The sequence below is a fragment of the Marinobacter salexigens genome (genome assembly GCF_018860765.1).
Lineage (GTDB): Bacteria > Pseudomonadota > Gammaproteobacteria > Pseudomonadales > Oleiphilaceae > Marinobacter > Marinobacter salexigens_A.
The window spans coordinates 321,641-344,566 of record NZ_JAHKPV010000001.1 but is presented as its reverse complement, the minus strand read 5'-3'; the positions used below and the strand labels follow the sequence as shown (position 1 = coordinate 344,566).

The following is a 22,926-nucleotide window of genomic DNA, read 5'->3' as shown; positions in this document are numbered from 1 at the left end:
ATCATGTAGCCGGTCACGGGTTTCAGAGAGCGCTTTTCATTATGGGCATGACCGACAATCTGCTATCAACCCCGCAGTGGTTTGTAACGCTGTTTCTGTTTCTGCTTATCCTAGCGCAAGCAGCACGTTCTGTACGTTGGTGCATTTTGCGCTCAGACAATGTACTTCAGCATTCGTTTTTTGGCGCTGCGGTTGCTTTGGGTTTTATTTGGCAACTGCGCGCTGGCATCAACCCCGGCCTCGCAATTCATATTTTTGGCATCACCGCAGTCACCTTGATGCTTGGCTGGGGGCTGGCGGTTTTCGCCGGGCTATTGGCCCTGATTCTCACGGTAATCACCGGCCGTGAACCTGTCACCATGTTTGCTGCCAACGCTCTGGTAACGGTTATGATTCCAGCGCTTGTAACCCATGGCATCATGCTTTGGGAACGCCACCGGAATTTCAGCAATTTCTTTGCCTACATCTTTTTCTGCGGCTTTTTCGGGGCAGGCATATCCGTGGCTGTGGCAGGGCTGGTGATGTGTCTTATGCTCTGGTTTAGCGGAGTGTATGAGTTTTCGGAGTTGGTCCACGATTATCTGCGATATCTGCCACTGTTCATGATTCCGGAGGGCTTTGTGAATGGTACGATCGTTACTGGCATGATGGTATTCCATCCCGACCGGCTGACAACCTTGGATCAGCGTCGTTATCGATAGAAACTCCGCGTTTGGGGTGTCTCTGGCGCCATTGCCGCGACCATTCTAGAACATTGTCAGCGGGCATCGGTCGCCCAACCCCATAGCCTTGCATATATTCGCAACCCAAGTCGCTCAAGGCATGGGCATGGTCCATAGTTTCAACGCCTTCCGCCAGAATGGGATGGTGAAATCTCTGGCCCATAAAAATCACACTCTCCACGATGGCCCGATCATTTGAATCATTGAGCATGTTGATCACAAAACTCTTGTCCACTTTTACAAGGTCGATGGGTAAAGTGCTGAGGTAGGACAGTGACGAAAATCCTGTGCCGAAGTCATCCAAAGCAACGCGGAACCCCAGTTCCTTGCAGCGGGCAAGCACATCGCTGGCGCGTTTGATGTCATCCAACGAGGTCGACTCCAGCACTTCCAGAGTTATTTGTTCAGGCTTGATAGCAGGGCGGCTGTGCAAATAGTTTTCGAGGTAGGGCGCAAAATTCCTGTCCATCAGGTGTCGAGCACTGATGTTTATACTGACCGATAAATCCTCACCTGCATCGTGCCAGAGACCCATCTGAAGAGCCGCCTCTTCAAGAACCCACTGACCCAAGGGCACTTCCAGATGGCTGGCTTCCAATGTTGGCAGGAATGCGTCGGGGTAAAGCAGGCCTTTGTGCGGATGATTCCAGCGAATAAGTGCTTCGAAACCAATAATTTTGCAATCCGCTATCTGTACTTGAGGCTGGAAGTAGAGCTCAAACTCTTTGTTATCCAGCGCACGGTTGAGCTCTATGAGTTGCGCGCGCTTCTGTTGGCGATGCTCGTTCAGTTCCGGGTCAAAGATGTGCAGCAGATTTCGCCCTTTATCTTTGGCTGCATACATGGCCTGGTCTGCATGGCGAATCAAGCCTTCCGCATCTGCATTGTCCGTGGGATAGCGAGTAATGCCGAGACTTGCTGTAATACTTATTAACCCCGCCTCGTCGCCAAGATCAACCGGCTCGTTGATGGTAGACAATATCCGATCATACATAGCGTCATGGTTATCGCTTTGCAGGACAAGACCAAATTCATCGCCGCCAATTCGGGCCACGGTGTCGCCGCTGCGCAGGCCTTGCATCAGACGGCTGGCCATAATGCGCAGAATTTTGTCGCCTGTCTCGGCTCCAAAGTTTTTGTTGATTGCCTTGAATCCATCCAGATCGATATAGCCCACTGACAGGCTTTTTTGGTGGACGTCCGCCTGTATCTGAGCCTGGTGCAATCGCTCTTTAAGCAGCTGTAAATTGGGCAAACCAGTGAGATCGTCGTAATTTGCCGCCCGATCTATGTTTTTGGCGTGGTTTTTCAGCTCTGTGATATCGGTGAAGTTGGCCACATGGTAATAGCTTCCAGATTCGTCCAGATGAATGCGGCTAATGGACTGCAGTTCGACCAATTCTTCCCCGTTTTTCCGCCGGTTCCAAATTTCCCCACGCCAGAACCCAAACTCTTCAATGCTCTTCCACATAGATCGGTAATAGGCCGAGGAGTGGCGCCCCGAGCTGAGAATGGAGGGATTAAGGCCTAGAACGTCGGCGCGACTGTACCCGGTAATGCGGCAAAATGATGGGTTTACATCAAGAATGTGGTTTTTTTGATCTGTAATAATGATGGCTTCATGGCTATGGTCAAATACATTGGCGGCAATACGAAGGCCGCGTTCGCTGTGTTTGTGATCAGAAATATTGTTCATGATCACGATGAAGCCTGGCTCCACCCCATGCTCTTCGCCAATAGGCAGCCCGAAGGCGTGAACCCAGAACGGTTCCCCGGTACGGGTGTAAAGCAAAATTTCTTCTTCGAATTGATTTACCCTGTGCAGTTCCCGGACGATACGTCTCAGTGTTGTCGTATCTGTGGCGGGGCCTTGGAGCAGTTCAGGGGGGCGAATGCCGAAGATGTTCTTCAGTTCGTGTCCCGTATTGTCTAGAAAGCTGGGGTTTGCCCACTCAATTGTGCCTGCTGCGTCAAGGATTAAAATCATATTGCGGCTGGCGCTCGCAATCAGAGACAAGCGTTTGGAGTCAACCTTGGGGGTGGGCACTTTGTCCAGTGGATCCTCTATATTTGGCATTGTTCAATTTGCGCCTTCGCGGACATTTCAAGCGGTCATATCTGGAAGGCAGCCTTTTAGGTTACTTCTAATTGTGGGTGTCAGGATTGATGTGCGTCAATCCTGTGTCTGATATGTCAATTGCGCCAACGAGAGTGTTTCTGCAGTTTGCGCTGCAAGGTTCTTCGGTGCATGTGCAGGGCTCTGGCTGTGGCAGACACATTGCCCTCGTGTTCGTTTAGCACCCGTTGAATGTGCTCCCACTCCATTTCTTCCACCGAAGGCGGCTCGGGGCGCAGATCCGGAACTGTTGCTAGAGCCTCAAATCCGCTCAGAAGCTGGCTAACGGTAACCGGTTTGCACAAATAGTTGATAGCACCCCGGCGCATAGCCTCAACTGCTGTGGCAATGCTGCCATAGCCGGTGAGTACCAGTACGTTCAGATCCGGTTGCAGGGTATGTAATTCCGGCAGCAGTTGCAGACCGCTCTCACCAGCAAGATTCAGGTCTAGAACACAGTTTCGAAATGCTTTTTCGTTCAAAGCGCTGAGCGCTTCGGCGTGGGATTGGGCGCTTGTGGCCTCAATTTCTTGGCGGCTTAAGGCCCGTGTAAGCACCTCCAAAAACGCAGCGTCGTCATCAATCAGCAGCCATTGTTCGCTAGCAATCACTTACTGCCTCCTATGCTCGCATTGTCGGTGTTCACTCTTGGCAGGTCGATGATCATGGTTGTACCCTGTGGGTCAACGCGCGCCTTCAAAGAGCCACCCAATCGCTGGATAGTCGCGTTGGAAAGGAAAAGCCCTACCCCCAAACCACTTTCCGAGCCCACTATCTGTTCACCAAGAGAGTCTTGGAAAGCAGCTTCCAACCCGTCGCCATGGTCTTCCACTATCATTTCGACCCGGCTGTTTTTGGCGCATCGTACGCTAACAGCCACCCACGATGGGCTGACTGTTAGGGCGTTCGCAAGAAGATTCAGAATGGCTTGGTCCAAGGTGGCGTCTACCGCAACCCGACAGTCGGGAACCTTGGCTGGCCAATCAATGGGCGCAGCTGGCCACAGAAGTGTTGCTGATTCCCTCAGCCGTGCTACCCATTTATGGGCGGAGATGCTCTCCAGTTGCGCTGTTTTTGCTTGAGTTGCCGCACTGGTTAGTTGCTGCAAGTGCTGTCCGCAAAGCCCTAGCTGTTTTTCCATTTGGGCAAGATCTTCCACCAAAACAGGGTCTGGGAATGTAGAGCGTATTTCATCAACAAGCAGGGTCATGGTGTTTAGCGGCGTGCCAAGGCGGTGAGCTACAGACGCCGCAGAAAGCCCTAGCGCAATGATCTGTTCATCGCGCAACCGGGTTTCACGAATGTTGGACAACTGCGTTTGTTGTTGGCGTATACGCCGTGCCAATGCGCCCACAACCAACAGCAAAATCACTGCCGTCATTGCGAAAGTGACCCACATTCCTGCGAGATGCAGTTGAGCGAGATTAGCGTCATGATGGCCCTGGGTAATTGGCGAGTGCCAAACTACCAAAGCGGTATATACGCCGATCCCCGCGAGAGTCAGGGCAAGGCTTTGGCCTAGGGGAACCAGAATGATCGCCACAGCGATAGGAAGCAGCAATAAAGAAACAAGCGGGTTGGTGTAGCCGCCAGTGAGAAAAAGCCATCCGCCAATTAGGGCCAGATCAAGGGCCAAGCCCAAACTTACACTGGTTGGAGAGCGTGGTGGTCTGCGGGTAAACCAGAGCCAGCCCAGCGTGGCGAGAACGCCGTAAAGCAAACAAAGAATGAGTGCTTCAGCTCGATAGGCAAGGGTTATAACGGTTTCCGCTACCGCGATCGCAACAAGCTGAAGACCAACAATGGCCAAGCGCATGCTGAGCAGGTAGCGAGCAGCTTGTCGGAAACCGGTTTGAGAGTGAGTGAGCCATTCCATGAGTTAATTGTCCGGTATCAATCTTGAAAATAGCAAACCAAATTCTGGCTGATCACATCGCCGGTCAGTTGTAGCGGTGTTGCGCGCAGGTCGAAGCTTTGTATGGCGGCCAAAGGAGTGATCTCTTGTGTGTGCCCGTCTATGTCGACAAGCTGATTCGGCTGATAAATACAGTTCCGGCCATTGGGAAAAAGTGCTACATAGGCGATTCCGGCTTCGACTAAATCCTGAAAAAAATGTGAGCCGTAGGAAAGGTCTGGCACCATATTGCCGTCCATTTCCGCTACCTCCACCAGAGCGGCAACGCCCGCGATGTCCGCAAAGCGAACTGGTACACCCAGTTCTGGGCTGCTTGTTCCCCAGCGACCTGGACCTATGAGCATAGTTTTGCTGTTTTCTGCGCGCACCTGCTCACCCACAAGGCTTGCAACCTCGTATTTTTGGCTCACGGTTAATTGGCTGTAAACGCTCGCGTTCACCCGAATAACCCTTTGGATTTCGAGGTTTATATTGCCGCCCATGAAGTGTCCGATTGTGCGGAACAGAAGATTCGAGCCAGGTATCTCCTTGGGTATTTCTGTCGCGGTGGCTTCGCCGATGGTTGCCAGCGGTCTGCACTGCACTAGGTTAAAAGTCGGTTCACCGACACTGTTCAGATGTAGGGTAAACTCCACATCGACCGGGTGGCTATACCCAGCTTCTAGCGCGCTCAGTAGGTTGGAGAGGCGAGCCACGAAATGGCCATTACGTACTAGAGGCTGGAAGGTCAGTCGCCATACTGGTGAAGGCAAACTCAGCTCCCGTGCTCGCTGGCTGGCGGTCTGATCCACTTCGCCCAGATGGCTGAGGGGTAGGTCTGAAACCTCTTGGGTAAGCTGGCTTAATGGACGCGTAGACAATTTTCCTTCCCGCAGATCGAGAACATCCAGAAGGTGTTGGGAAAACCTGTAGCTCCCATCTTGATTTCGAAAGGGCTGACGGAGCGGATAGTCCAGCGCCATAACGCAGGCGTGGTCGTCTTCAATTCGGTCAACGGCGCGCGTGCCTAAACCCATGACTAAACGAACCATACCTGCAGCGGGGTTCATGTCGGTGTCCCAGGCAAAGGTATTGCGAGAAACGCCAACTCCAGCGGCATCTGGCAAATAGTAACGCCCATGGAAGCGGCCATTGACTCGTTGGATCAGTAGGGCCATGGGTTCTTCCTTCTGATCTAACTTGTGCTGTTTGCGGTAGACCAGAGCGTCTTCACTCATGGTGGAGGCATAGACCTGACGGATCGCATCCTCAAGCGCAGCAAGGCGATGCTCTGGTGCACCTTGATTGATTAGAAAAACGCTATCGTACTTACCGGCAAACGCGTTGCCGAAACCATCTTCTTGCAAACTGCTTGAGCGCACCAGAATCGGGTATTGGCCATAATGGTCTAGCAGACGTTCCAACTCGGCCCGGATTTCTGGCGGAAAACTGCCCGCTAGCAAACCTTGGCGTAGTTCAGAGGCCTCGCTGAAGTAACCGTCGGCAGAGCGTTGGCGCATAATCGCTGGCCACAAACCATTGTGAACGAGGTAGGCATAATAAGCATCTGAGCCCAGATAACTGGAGTCATGGGGCTCCAGACATTCTTGCCAGATATCGGGCTTGTCGGTCAGCAGAATGCTGCGGGCTATCAGCATGCCAGCAGCTTTTCCACCAATATAACCGCTCCCAATCATGCGAGCGCGTATGGCTAGTAGGTCTTCAAGACCAAGATAGTTTCTAGCCAAATCCAGCATGCGTGGATCCCGGCTGATCAGGACGTTCAGTACACGGTTCTGAATATCTGCAACTTGTTCTTGGTCGTCGCCTTCAAGTGCACCGACTACCTGCATAAATAGCCGGTCCCAGTAGTCCAATAGTGGTTGGCGATGTAACTGGGCAAGTTCCAGGCCAGCCTGAAGACGGGTGGCATTGCTGCTGTCGTCTACCGGAACAAAACGACCTTTGTACTCGGTGTGCGGCAGAAACATGGTAGGGGATTGCCGACACCAGACTTTGATCGGCTGTATCTGTACGTCATCACCTAGCCGGTGAACGTCCACCATAACTTGAGTGGTCTGTCGGATTCGATCCAAGGTGGTACGGGAGTGCCGATCCGGGTGCAGGGCAAACCACGCGACGGTATCTAGCTCAAAGAGGAAGGGGCAGACCACCCTAAAAAAATTACCGACCATGGCATCGGTGGCCCAGGCATCAAGGAGATCGCTCAGGCAATCGCATACGTAGAATGCGCCACGGCCATGCTCTTCAATTAAGCGCCAAACTCTTCCGGTAAAGGTCTCGAAACCACCTAGAGCGTCGACGTTTTCAATATGGATGTTGGCGCTTTTGGACACCAGCGGCGGGTGCTGGCCGAAACGGAGGTAGATGATACGGCGCCCGGCGGACGCCGCAGACTCAATAAAAGGAGTAACGAATCGGCGATAGTCGTCTAGATCACTGACTCTCCAGACGACATTATCGCCAATTCTCAGGCCGTCAAGAACATCATCAAGCCCCGGGAGGCCAGTGGAAACCCGGTTATCATCCTGTAGGTTTCCGCCGCTCCCGTTCATGTGTTGCTACTCCGTGATCAAATAACGCCCATAGACTGCATGGCGCGAGCTACCTTAATAAAGCCGGTAACGTTTGCACCGAGTACATAGTTGCCTTCAGCTCCAAACTCGGCTGAGGTTTCATAGCAGCTCTTGTGGATATCGATCATGATGTCCTCAAGGCGCTTTTGAGTGTAGTCGAAGGTCCATGAATCACGGCTGGCGTTCTGCTGCATCTCTAAAGCTGAGGTTGCAACGCCACCGGCATTGGCAGCTTTGCCCGGGCCGTACATCAACTTGGCGTCTTGGAAGATGGCGATACCTTCGGGTGTGGTAGGCATGTTGGCGCCTTCGGCGACCGCAATGCAGCCATTTTCAACCAGAGTTTTGGCATCGTTGGCGTTAAGCTCGTTCTGGGTAGCGCAAGGCAGTGCAATATCGCAAGGAATTGACCAGATGCTGCCGCCCTTAACGTATTTTGCGTCTTTGTGGAACTCGGTGTAGGCGCTAAGGCGACGACGTTCCACTTCTTTGATCTGCTTCAGAGCGGCCAGATCAATACCTTTCTCGTCCACAATGATGCCGCCGGAGTCAGAGCACGCAATAACCTTGGCACCTAGCTCATGAGCTTTTGCAATGGCGTAGATGGCGACGTTACCAGAGCCAGAAACTACCACTTTTTTGCCTTCCATGGAGTCGCCACGGGCCTTCAGCATTTCCTGAGTGAAGAATACTGTGCCATAGCCAGTTGCTTCGGTACGTGCGCGGCTGCCGCCCCAGTCGAGGCCTTTGCCGGTTAGTACGCCGGACTCGTAGCGGTTGGTGATACGCTTGTATTGGCCAAACAGATAACCGATTTCGCGGCCACCTACGCCGATGTCACCGGCAGGAACGTCTGTGTATTCACCAATGTGGCGATACAGTTCTGTCATCAGGCTCTGGCAGAAACGCATGATTTCATCATCGGAGCGACCCTTGGGATCAAAGTCGCTGCCGCCTTTGCCGCCGCCGATAGGCAGGCCGGTCAGGGCGTTCTTGAAGATCTGCTCGAAACCTAGGAATTTGATAATGCCTAGATAAACAGACGGGTGAAAACGCATGCCGCCTTTGTAGGGGCCCAGGGCGCTGTTGAATTCCACGCGGAAGGCGCGGTTGATGTGGATCTCGCCACTATCGTCCTGCCAGGGCACACGGAAAATGATCTGGCGCTCAGGCTCGCAAATACGTTGGATAATTTTCTTCTCGGCAAACTCCGGGTACTTCACCAAAACGGGGCCGAGTGTTTCCAGAACTTCATGTACAGCCTGATGGAATTCGTTTTCACCCGGATTGCGGTGCAGAACGTCTTCGTAAATCAGCTCCAGTTTCTCATCGAGTCGGGCAGCCATAAAAGTCTTCCTTATTTCGGTTCTTGCTTATTGCAGGAAAATGGAAAGGATGGTGGAAAAATGGGGCGGTGATTTGATCATATTGCGGGCGATTTGGCAAGCGAGTGCCAGACAGGCGCTAGAATGGATACCCCCATAGAGATGCGGCATTGTGTCTCACGCGTGTCGCCCCCGGTCTGTTTATCATTGCCGGACAGTTTTGCTCTTCAGATTGATAAAAGAACCACATCGGGAAGCCCTTGAATGAAAGACCGAGTATTTGCGAGCTGCGCAAGAGCACTTGTAGTTGGTCTCGCAGCATCGCCAGCGTTGACTTTTGCTCAAACAACGGGAGACACCTTGATTATCCGGGTAACCGATGGCCGCACCAGCGAAAACGCTTCAGCTCTGCTAGCAAGTGAGCCGGTAAACCGGTTGGCTTCGGACCCGTCGGTCTCTCTCTCCCGAATGGGTGGTCGTGGTCTGGAGCCTATAGTGCGGGGGCAAAGTCAGGAAAGAGTAGATGTGTTGCTGGATGGTATTCGGGTGGAAGGCGCTTGCCCCAATCGCATGGACCCGCCTACCAGCCGCTTGAGCAGTGCGCTGGCCCCGGTACTGGAAGTCAGAACCAATAACCGCACATTGCGCTGGGGCCCTATTGCTGGTGGTCAAGTGATTGCTACCACTGCCGCTCCGAAGTTTAACGGGCAAGCAACTACCGGGCAGGTAACCCTTGGCGGATCGGACAACGGTAGTGGCAAGCTGGTAAACGCTGCTGTGGCAGTGGGCAATGAGGATGCATGGCTAAGGCTTTCAGGGGGCTATGACGAAGCAGACGATTACGAAGACGGCGATGGCAACAAGGTACGTAGCGCCTATGAAAATGCTGAAGGCCGCGTTGATGCTGCGTGGACCGCTGAGAACGGCTTTTTTATTAAAGGCATGGTCAGCCAGCAGGAAGAAAGCGATGTGAAATACGCTGGATCCGGCATGGATGCGCCACAAACCGACACGGACATTTACCGCTTAGAAATTGGCTCCCCGGTAGCGAAAGGTGAGTGGAACTTGCTGGCCTGGCAGGCGGATGTTGACCACATCATGGATAACTTTAGCTTGCGGCAGGCTGGCATGATGAAAATGCAGACGAACTCCATCACCGAAACTCGTGGCCTGCGTTTTACTCTTGATCAAAGCCCTGCTGGCTCAACAGACTGGGCCATAGGCGCAGATGTAGAGACCAACGACTGGGATGCCACCCTGCTTAATCTAACCAATCCCATGCCAATGACCGTATCACTTATGTGGCCCGGCGTGGAAAGGGAGCGTGTTGGGCTGTTTGCTGAAGGCTTTCAGCGCATCGCACAGGATATAAAAGTGGGAGCGGGTCTGCGATACGACCGAGTGGAAATGGACGCCACAAAGGCCGGAAGTATTGCGAGCATGAATATGACCCCCGCCATGCTATACCAGGGTGCCTACGGAACAACCGAGGTAGAAGTTGAAGACAATAATGCTAGTGGGTTTGTCTCCGGTGAGTGGCGCTTGCCACAGAATCAGGCATTGACTCTCACAGGCAGCCGCAGCGTGCGAAGCCCCAGTGTTACCGAGCGGTATTTGGCCCGCAACACCATGAGCGACAGTTGGATTGGTAACCCCGATCTGGATACCGAAAAACACCACAAATTGGAGTTGGCCCTAAACGGCAGTAAAAATCAATGGAGTTGGAAGCCGGTTGTTTGGGTTGATCAGGTGGATGATTTTGTACTGCGCTATAAAGAAACTCAGGCCCAATGCGGCAAATCCAAAGGTTGTACCCGTTATAAAAATATTGATGCGCGACTGTTAGGTGTTGAAGTAAACGTTGGCTGGACAGACGGCACATGGAGCAGCAGCAGTGCGCTGGCTTCCGTTCGCGGTGAGAACCGTGATGATAATAAGGCCCTCTCACAAATTCCGCCGGTTCAGTTTGTGCAAACTCTGGGCTGGCAGAGCTTGGGCCACAGTATTGAAGCGCAGTGGCAACTGGCTCGCCGTCAGGATCGCATCGACCCACTGTCTGGTCTGGATGCGGGAACCTCACCGGGGTATGGCGTGTTTAGCCTTTCGGGTAGTCACCCGTTAATGGAGTACCTCACTTTTAGCTGGGCTCTGGATAACCTGTTTGATAACACCTGGGCGCCACATGTGAGCCGCGCAAACACAGACCCGTTCAATGCAAGCGCTGTGCGCGTGAATGAACCGGGACGCACGTTGCGCGCTGCACTGACGGCCAGATGGTAAACCTTGTAATGGCGGTTGCCCGCTACTCATAGCCGGCGGGTAACTCTTCGCCCCGTGCAGGATTACTCCTCCTGCACGGGGTTTTTTTACATACGGCTCCATGAACTGCTTTCAGTGCCATAGGCTATGCTCTGAATGAGTATGCGGCATAACTGAGGGTGGTTGGCTATGTCCTACCATTGAATATCCTGATAACCTAAGGTTATTAGCTAATAACCATTGTCGAGGTGGCTGGTGGTGAGACACATTTCTGTACTGGGCGCGATCGTGCTTGGATTGATTTGCTCGGGACCTGTTCTGGGTGCGGATACGTCTGGCCAGTTGCAGACTGCGCCGGTTGCGCGCAGTGAGCTGCAGGAAACTCTGGTTCTAGATGGAGTGATTGAGGCGGTGCAACAGAGTACCGTGTCTGCACAAACCAGTGGCACCGTTCAGCAGTTGCCTTTTGATGTAGACGATTCGGTGGCTGCTGGTGACTTGATCGTGCAGCTGGATAGCAGTGAGCAACGTGCTCGGCTCAATCAGGCACAAGCCGGGCGAGATGAAGCCAGAGCAACTCTGGATGATGCCCAGCAGCAATTTGACCGGATTGAGAGTATCCACGAACGTGGGCTTGTGTCCCGGCAGGAGTTTGATAGTGCAAGGAACAATCTTGCCGGTGCAAAAGCCCGGCTGGAGCGCGCCGAAGCCTCATTGGCGGAAGCTCAGGAACAGTTGGGCTACACTCGTATTGTCGCGCCATACGGCGGCATACTGACTGAGCGACATGTGGAGCTCGGTGAGTCTGTCAGCCCCGGTCAACCCCTGCTCAGTGGGCTGTCTCTGGAACAGTTGCGGGTTGTAGTGGATTTGCCTCAGCAATATGCCGATCTGGCACGTCGCGACCGTCAGGCGAAGGTGACCCTCGGCGATGGTCGGGTGCTGGAAACCGGCGATATGACGTTTTATCCCTACGCCAATCCGGAGACGCATACCTTCCGTTTGCGGATGCGCCTAAACGAGCCCAACGGGTCATTGTTTCCGGGCATGTTGGTAAAGGTGGGCGTTCCGGTCGCGGCGCGTGAAGTGTTGTGGATACCGGCCAGCAGCCTTGTTCGTCGCAGTGAGCTGAGGGCAGTGTTTGTGTTGGATGAGCAAGGCCGCCCTCGGTTACGGCAGGTTCGTACCGGTGCGCAGCAGGGCGACCGTCTGGAAGTTTTGGCAGGGCTGAGCGAAGGCGAGCAAGTTGTTATCTATCCTGATGAGCTGGTGGGTTCAGATCGCTTGAACAAGGAGGCCGGGAATTGAGCAGCCAACTGCCTCCGGTCGGCCCTTCAGGAGCCATTGCCCGGGTTTTTCAGAATAACCATCTAACGCCTTTGATAGCGTTACTCTCTATCATCCTGGGCGTGCTTGCGGTTGTGGTCACGCCAAAAGAGGAAGAACCGCAGATAGACGTCACCATGGCGGATATCATGATCGCATTCCCGGGGGGTAGCACTCAGGAAGTGGAAAGCGCCATCGCAACGCCTGCGGAGCAGGTTATGAGCGAAATTTCTGGCGTTGAACACGTGTATTCCGTGTCCCGTCAGGGTCTGGCTGTTATTACAGTGCAGTTTGAAGTGGGCATTCCGCGCAAGGAAGCGCTGGTTCGGCTTTACAACCAGGTGTATTCCAATCAGGACTGGTTGCCGCCAGAGCTGGGTGCCTCCCAGCCGGTCATCAAGCCCAAAGGCATTGATGATGTGCCGGTCATGACACTGACTCTTTATGACCCGGTTAATGGTCATACCGGAGAAGAACTGACGCGTCTGGCCCACATGCTGGAAGTGGCACTCAAGCGGGTGCCCGGAACCCGGGATGTTTACACCGTGGGCGGTGTGCCCGACCGGGTGGATATCCATTTTGATCCGGCTTTGCTTGCCGGGTTCAATCTTACCCTCGGTGATATTCGCGATGCCCTGAAAGCAGCCAATGCCAGCGCTCAGGAAACTCGTATTACTCGCGATAACCTGTCCATTCCGGTTCAGGCCGGCACTTTGTTAGAGAGCGTCAATGATGTGCGCAGCCTCGTGGTTGGCATGCACGCTGGTGCTGCGGTGTATCTGGACGACGTAGCCAGTGTCAGTCGTGGCGGCTCTGTGGCCGACCAGAGTGTGATGACTGGTTTTGGCCCAGCAGTGGATGCCAACAGTGTTGGTCAGCCTGGTGATGTGTACCCGGCCGTGACGCTGGCCATCGCTAAGAAGCCCGGGCAAAACGCCGTGGATATCACACGGGCCATTGAGCAGAGGCTGGAGCAGATCCGCAACCGGGCTTTGCCTGAGGGTGTGGAAGTGGTTGTTACCCGGGATTACGGCGAAACGGCCTCTGCCAAGGCGCAAAAACTCATCTCTGACCTGATATCTGCCACTCTGGGCGTGGTTTTGTTGGTGCTGATCGCTATGGGTTGGCGGCAGGCATTGATTGTCGGCATAGCGGTACTGATTACGCTGTTGCTAACGCTGGTATTCTCCTGGGCTTGGGGCTTTACCCTGAACCGGGTGTCCCTGTTTGCTCTGATTTTCTCCATCGGTATTCTGGTGGATGACGGCATAGTGATTACAGAAAACATTAACCGCCGCATTCGCAATTCCAACCATCCCTTGAAGAACATTATTCCGGTAGCGGTGGATGAAGTGGGTACGCCCACCATTATGGCCAGCCTCACTATTATGGCGGCGCTGTTGCCTATGGCCTTTGTGAGCGGCTTGATGGGGCCTTATATGAGCCCCATTCCTATCAACGCATCTGCCGGTATGGTGCTGTCCCAGATCGTTGCGTTTGTGGTCGCTCCCTGGCTGGCGTTCCGGTTGTTGAAGCGCAAAGAAGGCGAAACCGCGACGGAAACGGAAGAATCCGGCAGTTCAGCGGACGGGGTCAGCCCCGTGGCCATGAGAATATTTGGCGGTGTTCTTACGCCCTTCCTGGGTGAGCACCACTGGCGTCGCCGCTTTCTGGCTCTCGGCGTGATCCTGCTCACTCTGGTGGCGGCTTCGTTGCCGGGGTTTCAGGCGGTGATCATGAAAATGCTGCCTTTCGACAATAAATCCGAATTCCAGATTGTGGTTGATATGCCCGAACACACGCCGGTTGAGCAAACCCAGCGGGCGCTTCTGGAAATGGGGCATTATCTGGAGAGCGTTGACGAAGTGACCAGTTGGCAGAGCTACGCTGGCACTGCTGCACCCATTAACTTCAATGGTCTGGTGCGCCAGTACTACCTGCGAAGTGACCCCTACCAGGGTGATATTCAGGTCAATCTCAGCGATGAGAGCGTGCGGCCCCGCCAGTCCCATGATATCGCCCAGACGCTGCGCGCGCCCCTGACCGCTATTGGCAAGCGCTACGATGCCAGCGTCAAAATTGTTGAAGTGCCACCGGGGCCGCCTGTGCTTTCGCCCGTGGTGGCAGAGATTTACGGTGCAGACGCTCATCAGCGCGCCAAACTGGCCCGTTCTGTAGCTGCCGGGATGTCGGGGGTGGAAGGCCTTGTGGATATTGATACTACGCTTGAAGCTCCCGCACGGCAGTGGGAAATTGCAGTGGATCGTGCCCGGGCTGCCCGCTTGGGCGTATCTCAGGCACAAGTGGTTGAGGCGTTACAGATGGCGCTGGGTGACATGAACATCAGCTTCTTGCACGACGACTACGCAAAATACCCCGTACCTATTCGGGTAACGCTTGAGGATGCCGATAAGGCTCAGCCATCGGTGCTTATGTCTCTACAGGTGCGCAGCCGCGATGGCAATCTAGTGCCTCTGGCCAGCATAGCTCAGGTGCGCGAAGCCGACTGGATGGGGGCAATTTACCACAAGAATCTGCTGCCGGTGACCTATGTAACGGCCGACATGGCCGGTGATATAGATTCCCCTCTGTACGGTATGTTTGCCATGGTATCCCTGTTGAATCAGCAAAAAGGCGCGCCGGAGCAGTTTTTTATTGATCAGCCACCGCTGCCGGAAAAAGGTACGCTCAAGTGGGACGGTGAGTGGCAGATTACCTATGAAACCTTCCGGGATATGGGGGCAGCCTACAGCGTAGGTGTGTTCATGATCTTTGTGTTGCTGGTGGCGCAATTCCGTTCGTATATTCTGCCGTTGGTGATCATGGCACCCATACCGCTGACCCTGATCGGCATCATGCCCGGGCATGCTCTGCTGGATAGGGAGTTCACCGCAACGAGTATGATCGGGATGATTGCGCTGGCAGGTATTATCGTGCGCAACTCCATATTGCTGGTGGTCTTCATTCAGCAACTCCTGAAAGAAGGAATTGAGCTGGAGAAAGCTGTAGTTCTGGCGGGGGCTGTGCGGATCAAACCCATAGCCCTGACAGCGGTCTCAGCGATGGTGGGTGCTTACTTCATCCTCAATGACCCGATCTTTAACGGGCTGGCGATTTCGCTGGTGTTCGGGCTTGCGCTCTCGACCTTGCTGACTGTTGTGGTAGTGCCTCTGCTGTATTACACCTTGGCCAGATGCAAGTGGGTATAAAGCTGCGAGCTACTGGACAGGCTGCTAACTGCCTGTCCAGTAGCGCTGCATTTTCATAAACAGGAACGAAGCGCTCCAAGTGATCAGTACTAACCCTGTGAGCCCTTCGATTCCGGTCAAAAAACGTAGCGCGCCCAAGGGCTCGATATCACCATAGCCAACGGTGGTAAATGTGCTAAAAGAAAAGTAAACGCAGTCCAGAAAACTGCCGTTGAAGTTGCCTGCCAGAGTGCCCCAGGTATCCGCGTGGTGCATGAAAAAAAAGGCGGCGGCAAATACCCACACCTGCACCGTGTGAGCCAGCAAAACGCCAAGGACAGCCGTGACCAGACGCAGGTTATGGTGGGTGTGCATTGCTTTCAAAAGGTCGCTCAGGCGAACAAGCGCCTCGCGGTGCATAAACACAACAATCACCACAATGAAGGCGTTGATAACTGTGGCGCTGAGCAGGTTGGCATAGTTTTCTGAGAACAAACGTATAGTACTCCTGACAGTACGCTTTATAGTAATCCGGAAGTGCTTTTCAGGTGCCTTGAAGAGATATCTGGTTATTCGTTCCCGCCTTCTGGCGGAGCTTTATTTACCTTAGCTGGCCCGTACGCTATGTCCAAACGATTTATACCCGCAATCATTCTGGTCGCCGGAGTTCTGGGCTTCCTGTTTTTGAAAATGACTCGCCCGGAGCCAGCTCAAATCTCCGCTACCGAACGCAGTTGGCGAGTGGAGGTTCAGCGGGTTGAGCCAAAAGCTCATACCCCTGTGTTACCTCTTTACGGTGAGATCGTAGCGCCTGAGCAGGTTTTGGTGGTTGCCACCCTGGCTGGACGCATCCGGGAGCGGCCCATCGCCGAGGGGCAACGGGTTAGCAAAGGTGACCTTTTGGTGGCTCTGGATGCTCAGGATATTGAGCCAGTGCTTGCTCAGGCAAAGGCTCAAGTGGCTGACCTTGCGGCTCAAATTCGCTCAGAGCAGGTGCGTTATCGCAACGATCAGGCGGCGCTAAAAAGCGAGACAGCCATGCTGGACAATGCCCGCAGGCAGCGGGAGCGCACCCGCTCTTTAGTCGATCGTAACCTTGCATCCCTAGAGAATCTGGAAAGTGTAACCGACGGAGTGGCCAGAGCGGAACTCAGTGCCAGCAATCGCCAGCGGGCTATCGATGAACACCCTGCGCGGTTGCAGAGTCTAGAAGCCAGACTGGCTCAGGCCGAAGCAACACTGGCCACCACCCAACGAGATGCCGAGCGCGCTCGCGTTGTCGCGCCTTTCGATGGCGTGGTAACGGATGTTCAGGTAGCGGTGGGCGATCAGGTATCAAGAAACCAGAAGCTGCTCTCGGTCTACGCCACAGAACGTATGGAGATCAGGGCCAGAGTGCCTGAAAAATACCGGTCCGAGCTGTTGAATGCGTTGGCCAGTGGCATGGATCTCTATGCGTACAGTGATAAGCAGGAGGTTCGATTCCGGCTCGAGCGTTTTGCTGGCACCAGCGACCCTGCCGGAACCGAGGCCATTCTCGCGTTGGCAGGAGACTCAGCGGGCTTACGCCCGGGTGCTCTTTTGCCCGTCAGCCTTGAACGGCCGCAGCGCAGTGGAACGGTAGCTATTCCTTTCAGCGCTCTATACGGCGCCGATAACGTATATCTGGTTGCAGATGACAGCCGCATGCAGCGTGTTTCTATTGAACGGGTTGGCGAAGCAGTTTCCGCCAACGGCGGGCGGCACCTTTTAGTCGCCGGTGAGGCGCTAAAGCCCGGCGGACAGCTGATTGTTACCCACCTTCCGAATGCGCTTACCGGCTTGAAAGTAGACATAGCAAATATAGATGAAGACAAGGGGAGCGCCCCGAAATGAGGCGAAAAAAAGGCGTCATTGGCTTTTTTGTACATCATAAGGTTGCTGGCAACCTGGTGATGTTGATGATGCTACTCGCCGGTACCTTGGCGCTTACCCGTATGAACGTGCAGTTTTTTCCTACTTTTGCGCTCGATATAGTCAGCGTGCGTGTGGTTTGGAGTGGTGCCTCTGCAGAGGATGTGGAGCAGGGCATTACCAATCCGCTGGAGCAGCGGCTTCGCAGTGTGAATGGCCTCAAGAAAATGACCTCCACGTCGGCCCAAAGCATTGCGTCGATCACTCTGGAGTTTCAGGAGGGCACCAACCCGATCACTGCGCTGGATGATGTGCGCCAGCAAGTTGATGAATTCAATAACCTACCTACAGACGCTGAAGAGCCCCGAGTTGCCCGTATCGAGCGTTACGAGCCCGTTGCTCGTCTATTGATGTTCGGAGATGTTGATCGCAGCGAGCTGCGGGCCTTGGCTTACCGCTACGAAGATGAACTCTTGCAACAGGGTATAGACCGGGTGTCTTTCCGGGGGTTGCCCGAGCAGCAAATCAGTATCGATATACCGGTTGAAAGGCTGGAGACCTTGGGGCTTACCCTCGGGCAGGTTGCCGACAGAGTGGCTTCAGTTTCGCGGGACTTGCCCGCCGGAATCATGGCGCAGCAGGACTCTGCGCGGGAACTGCGATCCGTTGAACAAAGGCGCAATCCTCAGGCATTTGAGTCGTTACCGCTACTCAGCGATGAGCGTGTTCAGCTGCGGCTGGGGGATATAGCCGATGTTCGCCAAGAAAATCGCGATAGCCAGGTATCCCTCACCCGCAACGGTTTTCCGGCCATTGAATTGCAGCTGCAACGAGCCGAGAACGGAAACTCCTTGGCAGCCGCCAATGTTTTGGAACAATGGCTTGAAGATACCCAGGCCACGATGCCGCCCTCTATACAGTTGGAAGTTTACGACGAGACCTGGCAGCTGTTGAACGACCGTATCTCCCTCCTTACTAATAACGGTCTCAGCGGTTTGATATTGGTTGTGTGCCTGCTGTACCTGTTCCTCCCCGGGCGCGTTGCACTTTGGGTGGCGGTCGGTATCCCCACGGCGTTTCTGGCAGCTTTGGGTGTGTTCTGGCTGATTGGCGGCTCTATCAACATGATGTCCTTGTTTGCGTTGATTATGGCGCTGGGGGTTATTGTTGATGACGCCATTGTTGTTGGGGAGGACGCAGACGCCCACGCCCGCATGGGCGAGGCTTCCATCTATGCCTCGGAAGGCGCAGCCAAGCGCATGGTTTGGCCGGTACTGGCGTCGTCGTTAACCACGGTTGCGGCGTTTATGCCATTGCTGGTGGTGGGTGGGGTTATTGGTAATATTCTTGGTGATATTCCAGTCATCATGATCTGCGTACTTATTGCATCTTTGCTTGAATGCTTCATTGTTCTGCCCGCGCACTTGCGGCATGCCTTTAAACCTCGAAATGCCAATGAGAATGCGCCAGAGCCAGCGGCGCCTAGCCGTCATCCCATCGCACGTTTCCGTGTGGGTTTTGAACGCCGTTTCGATCGTTTTCGTGAAGGTCCTTTTCGCCGGTTCTCCCAGCGTAGTTTGGAGCACAGGGGCATTACTATGGCCTGTGTGGTCGCTTTGGCGCTAGTAACCGTGGGGCTGCTAGCTGGCGGTCGCCTCGGGTTCAACTTCTTCCCAACGCCAGAGCCCTCGGTGTTATACGCCAATGCCAGCTTTGTTGCGGGCACGGACAGCAAAACCGTTGATCGGTTTATGGCGGATATGCAGAAGACGCTAAACGAAACAGAGTCGGCACTAGGCGGCAACCTGATTCTGCACGCCGTTACCACGGAAGGCGCAACACTGGGCGCGGAAGGGAGCTCCCGGTCCGGTGATGAGTTGGGTTCTATGATGATTGAACTGGTGCCTTCCGACCGGCGCCCCGTGCGCAATCCGGAATTCATCAACGAATGGCGCAGCCGACTGGCCCTGCCTGCGGGGCTGGATAATCTGGCTATTTCCGAGCGTCAAGCCGGGCCTCCGGGCCGGGATGTGAATGTGCGATTGACCGGTGACAGCTCACAAAACCTGAAGCTTGCTGCTGAAGAGCTGGCGCAGGCGTTATCGACCTTGCCGGGCGTATTGGATGTAGAAGATGACATGCCCTGGGGCCGGGAGCAGTTAATCTACCAAACCAGTGCCTACGGCGAAGCCTTAGGGCTCACCACAACCGATCTGGGGCGCCAATTGCGGGCGGCTTTCGATGGCCGCGTCGCCCAGATTTATCAGGACGGTCGTGATGAGATGGAAGTGCGTGTGCAGTTGCCTAAGGAGCAACGTGAGCGTTTATCCACTCTATCCCGCGTGACCGTGCGCACACCCGCCGGCCGTTTCGTGCCACTGGGACAAGTGATGAATCTGGATCACCATCAAGGTTTTGAGGCATTGCGCCACGCCGACGGCAAGCTGGCGGTAGAAGTTACCTCTGCCCTGAACACAAGGGTAAGCACCACGGCACAAATCATCGAGAGTCTGGAAGCGGATGCCTTGCCCGATATCGCCAGCCGCTACAATGTACGCTACAGCTTTGAAGGCCGCTCGGCGGATCAGCGAGAAACCATCGCCGATATGAAAACCGGTTTAGTCGTCGGTATAGCCTTGATGTACGTAATATTAGTGTGGGTCTTCGCTTCTTGGAGCCTGCCGCTGATCGTGATGGCTATTATTCCGTTCGCACTGGTAGGTGCCTTGTTAGGCCATTGGGTGATGGGGATTCAACTTACGGTTCTATCGCTGTTCGGGTTGTTTGGTCTCGCGGGCATTGTGGTGAACAACGCGATCATACTGGTTTCCTTTTACAATCATCAGCGTGAGAAAGGGCTAGGTATTAATGAGGCACTGAACGAAGCTGCCGTGCAGCGGGTGCGTGCTGTATTGCTGACCTCGTTGACCACCATTGGTGGATTGCTGCCGCTGCTGTTTGAAACCTCATTGCAGGCGCAATTCCTGATTCCCATGGCCACCTCGATTGCTTTTGGCCTGGGGCTGTCTACGGTACTGGTGTTGTTGGTGATCCCGGCGCTGTTGTCTTGGCTGGAACAGTTTCGGGAATGGCGGGGAGCTTAGGTGACCGGATATGCCGACTAACGCTTGGTTTACCAAGTAATACTGTTGTCAGACGATCCTGAACCTGAGTCTAAACTTGCTTCCGGGCCAAGGGGGCGTATATCGATGATAGTTTCGCGCTCGTTGCTCTCTTTTTCTATCAACTCCCGAAGCCGCAAACGTTCTTCTTCTAGCGGATCAGACATATCGATAATGATTTCGACACGTCGGTTTTTGGCGCGGTTTTCCGACGACGTATTGCCTACTCTGGGGTCTGTGTCGGCCAAGCCTTTGACAGCTAGGCGCGTTGGCTCAACATCACCCGTGGCCAACAAAACATTTGCGACGGCTGCGGAGCGGGCAGCTGAAAGATCCCAGTTGCTATAAAAACGCGCTGTCCGAATGGGGATGTCATCGGTATGGCCTTCCACCGTTAGTTTGCCTGGCATATCGGCCAGCACTTCGGCCATCTCCAGAAGTAGGCCTTCAAACTCCCAGGTTAGCTTCGCTGAGCCAGAGGGAAATGAACCCTTTTCTTCAACTCGAATCACGATTCGATGCTGGTCTTGGTCAGTTTCTACTGTAATGCGCCCGTCGTCGATAGCATCTTCAAGCACCTCCTGAATGCTTGCAGTTCTGGCTTCAAGAGCTTCTTCTGCAGCTGCGTCCAGAGCTTGTTCCGTGGGGCTTTTAAGAGTTTGCAGTTCCGGCTGTTGATCGGTGGTGGTCTGTTTAACTTCGTTAACCAGAGTTGGTTCCGGAGGGGCAGGCGAAAATGTATCAAAGACCGGGCTGGTGCCCATGGGGATTTCCAGTGCCGGCACGTCTCGCTGCACACCGAAGGCTTTCGACAGTTCGCCTGCAATCTGCTTAAACTTCATTGCGTCGATTTCGGAAAACGACAGTAAAAGCACAAAGAAGCACATGAGCAGCGACATCAGGTCGGCAAAAGTCACAACCCAAGCTGGAATACCCGGTTTTTCTTCTTCTGGAAGCTCGTCCATAGCGCTTATCCGCTGGCGGCCTCCGCCTCGGGCGCTTTGTCACGCTGGTTCGGGGGCAAGTAGCTGGAGAGCATCTGTTCAATCACGCGCGGGTTCGTTCCCTGCTGAATGGCCACCAGTGCATCGGTATAAAGCATCTGTAGGCGGGCTTCTTCGGTCATGCGCAGTGTGAGCTTATCGGCAATGGGGCCAGCGATCATGGTTGCAATCATTGCGCCGTAGAGTGTGGTCAGCAACGCAACCGCCATAGCTGGGCCTATGGATTTGGGGTCTTCCATGTTCGAGAGCATTTGCACCAGACCAATCAGGGTGCCGATCATACCCATTGCAGGTGCTACATCGCCCATGGCTGTGAACACCTTGGCACCGGAGCGGTTGTGGTCTAGCGTCATCAAGCGTTCTTTATCCAAAAGCTGCTTGATGGTATCGCCGGGTTGGCCATCCACTAGCATTTGAATGCCTTTGCCGAGGAACGGAGAGCTGAGTTCACGCCCTTCAAGGCCTAGAACGCCTTCTTTGCGGGCAACATTGGCAACATCCACCAACTCTTCAATACTGGTTTGGATCTCTGGCAGTTTAAACTTGAAGGCCCGGGCGGCGGCTTTGAAGGCACCTAAAAACTGAGGAATGCTGAACTTTGCCAGCACAACCAGAAGCGTGCCACCAATAACGATCAATAGCGATGCGCCGTTAAGGAAAACACCCGGAGCAGCACCAAGAACAACGGCAGTCACGATAAGTAAGATGGCGCCTATAAGGCCAATTAGGGTGGCAAAATCCACATGCTCTCCGGGAAATGTATTGGTTATAAGTTGCAGGCGGTGAGATTACCTGTAGTTCATTAATCGATCAATCCGATTGTGTTAGATCTCCGTGTTCTTCCTTATGCTCTTTCCAAGCTGCGTATTTGTGCAGATCCGACTCAACCAATTTTAAACATAGTGCAACAACGCCAACATCGTCCACAAATCCGATACCCATAATGAGATCGGGAATAAAGTCCAGCGGGTTCATTACGTAAAGCAGTGCCCCAGCCATAGCTGCAATGCTCTTCCATGGCACACTGCGGTAATTGCCGTTCCAGTAATCCTGAATCATGGAAAACATCAGCTTGATATCCGCGCTGAAGCGTTGCAACTTGCCGCTGCTTTTGACCTTTTCCTCAATCGCCCTCTGCCGTTCAAGCAGGGCTTCCAAATCAATGCGGTTTACCTTCTCCGATTCAGCATCTAGCTGTTTGCGTGCATCTTTCTGGCTGAACAAAGCCATGAACAAGAGTCCTCTGTTAGTTTATTGCCGGTAACCGAGTGTCATGATGTCATGAAAGTGGCCAGTCTGCCGCATCTACGGTATGCAGGCCACGCAGGTTGGCGCCTACGCCTGCCAGATACTGCCAATTGCCATAGTTGCTTGCTACATCATAGTCGATTAACTGCTCTTCAAACCATGCGACGCCGTTTCTCCGCCGGTGAACGCACGGGGGCTAGGGGCTTTGTTCGATGGTACAGTAGCCTTGATA

General features: G+C 54.0%; 15 protein-coding genes and 1 pseudogene. 6 read left to right on the top strand and 10 right to left on the bottom strand.

Annotated elements, in window-relative coordinates; translation table 11 throughout:
• Positions 1–41 precede the first annotated feature (41 nt).
• Positions 42–701 (top strand): energy-coupling factor ABC transporter permease, encoded by a 660-nt coding sequence (locus KO508_RS01570; RefSeq protein ID WP_216006589.1) that lies wholly within the window; start codon positions 42–44, stop codon positions 699–701.
• Here the strand turns inward: KO508_RS01570 and KO508_RS01565 are convergent.
• From KO508_RS01565 to gdhA, 5 genes are all read right to left on the bottom strand, one after another.
• Positions 637–2,799, bottom strand: coding sequence for a putative bifunctional diguanylate cyclase/phosphodiesterase (locus tag KO508_RS01565; RefSeq protein WP_216006588.1), 2,163 nt, complete (start codon positions 2,797–2,799; stop codon positions 637–639). The two genes, KO508_RS01570 and KO508_RS01565, sit on opposite strands and share 65 nt — an antisense overlap.
• A 116-nt stretch (positions 2,800–2,915) precedes the next feature.
• Complete coding sequence (locus KO508_RS01560; RefSeq protein ID WP_216006587.1) at positions 2,916–3,449, bottom strand: response regulator transcription factor; 534 nt, start codon at positions 3,447–3,449, stop codon at positions 2,916–2,918.
• Positions 3,446–4,714, bottom strand: a complete 1,269-nt coding sequence (locus tag KO508_RS01555) for a sensor histidine kinase (protein WP_216006586.1) — start codon at positions 4,712–4,714, stop codon at positions 3,446–3,448. The genes KO508_RS01560 and KO508_RS01555 overlap by 4 nt, the downstream gene beginning before the upstream one ends.
• Before the next feature lie 17 nt (positions 4,715–4,731).
• Entirely contained in the window at positions 4,732–7,308 is a 2,577-nt protein-coding gene (locus KO508_RS01550) for a PEP/pyruvate-binding domain-containing protein (RefSeq protein WP_216006585.1), read from the bottom strand.
• 17 nt (positions 7,309–7,325) lie between these two features.
• The gene (gene gdhA, locus KO508_RS01545) at positions 7,326–8,675 is read right to left on the bottom strand and encodes an NADP-specific glutamate dehydrogenase (RefSeq protein ID WP_216006584.1); all 1,350 of its coding nucleotides are present in this window, start codon (positions 8,673–8,675) and stop codon (positions 7,326–7,328) included.
• Between the two features lie 243 nt (positions 8,676–8,918).
• On the opposite strand from gdhA, the gene KO508_RS01540 reads away from it, so the two are divergent.
• The 3 genes from KO508_RS01540 to KO508_RS01530 all read left to right on the top strand — a co-directional run bounded on the left by KO508_RS01540 (position 8,919) and on the right by KO508_RS01530 (position 15,448).
• Positions 8,919–10,934 carry a TonB-dependent receptor domain-containing protein gene (locus KO508_RS01540; protein WP_252737757.1) on the top strand — a complete coding sequence of 672 codons (2,016 nt, stop codon included), beginning with the start codon at positions 8,919–8,921 and terminating at the stop codon, positions 10,932–10,934.
• A 237-nt stretch (positions 10,935–11,171) separates the two neighbouring features.
• Positions 11,172–12,221, top strand: coding sequence for an efflux RND transporter periplasmic adaptor subunit (locus KO508_RS01535; protein ID WP_354667990.1), 1,050 nt, complete (start codon positions 11,172–11,174; stop codon positions 12,219–12,221).
• Positions 12,218–15,448, top strand: a complete 3,231-nt coding sequence (locus KO508_RS01530) for an efflux RND transporter permease subunit (RefSeq protein ID WP_216006583.1) — start codon at positions 12,218–12,220, stop codon at positions 15,446–15,448. Before KO508_RS01535 ends, KO508_RS01530 begins: the two co-directional genes overlap by 4 nt.
• A gap of 24 nt (positions 15,449–15,472) precedes the next feature.
• On the opposite strand, the gene KO508_RS01525 is transcribed toward KO508_RS01530, so the two are convergent.
• On the bottom strand, positions 15,473–15,898 hold the full coding sequence (locus tag KO508_RS01525) for a potassium channel family protein (protein WP_252737867.1): 426 nt from the start codon (positions 15,896–15,898) through the stop codon (positions 15,473–15,475).
• A gap of 153 nt (positions 15,899–16,051) precedes the next feature.
• On the opposite strand from KO508_RS01525, the gene KO508_RS01520 reads away from it, so the two are divergent.
• Together KO508_RS01520 and KO508_RS01515 are read left to right on the top strand one after the other, a co-directional pair.
• The gene (locus KO508_RS01520; protein ID WP_216006582.1) at positions 16,052–17,302 is read left to right on the top strand and encodes an efflux RND transporter periplasmic adaptor subunit; all 1,251 of its coding nucleotides are present in this window, start codon (positions 16,052–16,054) and stop codon (positions 17,300–17,302) included.
• Positions 17,299–20,424, top strand: coding sequence for an efflux RND transporter permease subunit (locus tag KO508_RS01515; protein ID WP_216006581.1), 3,126 nt, complete (start codon positions 17,299–17,301; stop codon positions 20,422–20,424). The genes KO508_RS01520 and KO508_RS01515 overlap by 4 nt, the downstream gene beginning before the upstream one ends.
• Positions 20,425–20,453: 29 nt before the next feature.
• Here KO508_RS01515 and KO508_RS01510 read toward each other — a convergent pair whose 3' ends face one another.
• The 4 genes and pseudogenes from KO508_RS01510 to KO508_RS01495 form a co-directional block, all read right to left on the bottom strand.
• Positions 20,454–21,407, bottom strand: coding sequence for a flagellar motor protein MotB (locus KO508_RS01510; RefSeq protein ID WP_216006580.1), 954 nt, complete (start codon positions 21,405–21,407; stop codon positions 20,454–20,456).
• 5 nt (positions 21,408–21,412) lie between these two features.
• Positions 21,413–22,189, bottom strand: a complete 777-nt coding sequence (locus KO508_RS01505; RefSeq protein WP_216006579.1) for a MotA/TolQ/ExbB proton channel family protein — start codon at positions 22,187–22,189, stop codon at positions 21,413–21,415.
• Between the two features lie 67 nt (positions 22,190–22,256).
• Entirely contained in the window at positions 22,257–22,676 is a 420-nt protein-coding gene (locus KO508_RS01500) for a YkvA family protein (protein WP_216006578.1), read from the bottom strand.
• 49 nt (positions 22,677–22,725) lie between these two features.
• A pseudogene (locus KO508_RS01495) lies at positions 22,726–22,869 on the bottom strand (FAD-binding domain-containing protein); the annotation flags it as partial.
• Positions 22,870–22,926 lie beyond the last annotated feature (57 nt).